Here is a 1,525-nt window from a genome sequence, read left to right as displayed (position 1 = left end):
GGTGGATCAAATTGAGGTAGTTTAGCCATTGATTTACTCCTTAGTTTTTTTGTGTTATTGATATGGCAAGTAATAGCAAAGGGAACAGGGAACAGGGAACAGGGAACAGGGAACAGGGAGTAGGGAGTAGGGAGTAGGGAACAAAAATCCTCTCAATTCCTACACGGATTGCTAAGAGGATATCTCCCAAGTTTTTTGATACTGAATTTTGCCCCCCTAGCCCCCCAACTTTGGGGGGAACAAGAGTCAATTTGCTTCTAAAAGTCCCTTCCGGTGCGCTTTCCAATGGGCGAGTAAATCGCCCTTGGGTCGCAGCAAAATTGGGGGATTTAGGGGGCTTGGATGTAGCAAATGGTACTTCTCAGACAACCTCTAAAGTTGTTGTTGTTTTAGTTAATTTCTTGAGGGTCTGATTTAATTAAGCCCTAATGACTTAAATCACTCTGGGGAAGTAACAAGCTAAATTCATTCAGGTTACTAATTGTTGGCCAGGATTGAAACTGCTCCCGGTGCTTGACACTTGATTCCATCAGTTGAGCTAACTGCTCCCTAGGAGAAAGTGTGTTTAATTCATCCAAATAAGCCTGAATTTGCTCTTGGACAAAAGATTTCCACTGATTATCAGGTAGTTCCCATGTTTGCAAAAACTCTTGTTCCGCAGTGCATTGGTCAAGGTTAGTAGGATCGCAGGGAGGCTGGTTAGCAGCAGCAACTCTAACTTTCTCGGCAAAATCATTGGGTACACTACTAATCCCATTGGTGATTGTGCCTGTTGTGACTTGCTCAGCGTACTGCTGCAAGCTAGACCGCTTTTCGGAAAAGACAGGGTTTTTGAAGTCCACCATCAAGACAGCAGCAATGAATTTATCTGTCAAAATCTTGGCACTTCGCATCCGTGTGAGCATGTAGAGGTCTTCTGCAGCAGGAACTGGCACAAAGAAAGAAAAGTAGGTAGAGCCATCCTGTTCGTACAGTGGAGAATCATCCGGTTTGGTGAAGTCAGATTGAACCAGTTGGAAATGATGGGTATTTAGGTAATTGTCATACTCTTGTCGCTCGAAGGTAATCAGCGGGATATTGTAGTTAAGACCTAAGCTGGTCTTGAGGGCTGAATCCCAAACAAAAAAGTCATTGGGAATACCATTAACAGGACGGTTGGCTGGGCTAGTATTGGCTCCGTTGCTTTCAATATTCGTTGAGGCCAAATTGATGGTAGTGTTGGTGGTTAGATGACGTAGCATCTGGTTGACGTCGCTTAAGTTAATAACTCCTGCTTGTCTTTTGTAGCGATCGCGCAACCAATTGTTATGGTAGTTAATGAAACCACTGCGAATTACCTGCTCAAGCACCTCGGCTCCTTGCAAGTTCTGAAAGAATGTTTCTTGGGTCACCCTTAACGGCACTACTAGGGGTGAGATTCCCCCCCGCTCAGAATGCCAATTGTTCCAGGGTCGAGCAAGTTCTTTCATAATCACCACACCATTATGGTGACAATCAAAACAGCCCACTCCCATAGTCGGTTGTG

General features: G+C 44.6%; 1 protein-coding gene and 1 pseudogene. Both read right to left on the bottom strand.

Translation table 11 applies throughout. The annotated features are described in order from the left end of the window. Nucleotides 1-40 precede the first annotated feature (40 nt). A complete protein-coding gene (locus F6K53_RS41730; RefSeq protein WP_293086287.1) occupies nt 41-250 on the bottom strand; it encodes a hypothetical protein in 210 nt (69 codons plus the stop codon). 175 nt (nt 251-425) lie between these two features. Further along, a pseudogene (locus F6K53_RS41725) lies at nt 426-1,525 on the bottom strand (hypothetical protein); the annotation flags it as partial.

Source organism: Moorena sp. SIO4A1 (assembly GCF_010672065.1).
Classification (GTDB): Bacteria; Cyanobacteriota; Cyanobacteriia; order Cyanobacteriales; family Coleofasciculaceae; genus Moorena.
The sequence above is the reverse complement of the archived record's forward strand: the minus strand, read 5'-3'. Positions and strand labels throughout refer to the sequence as shown.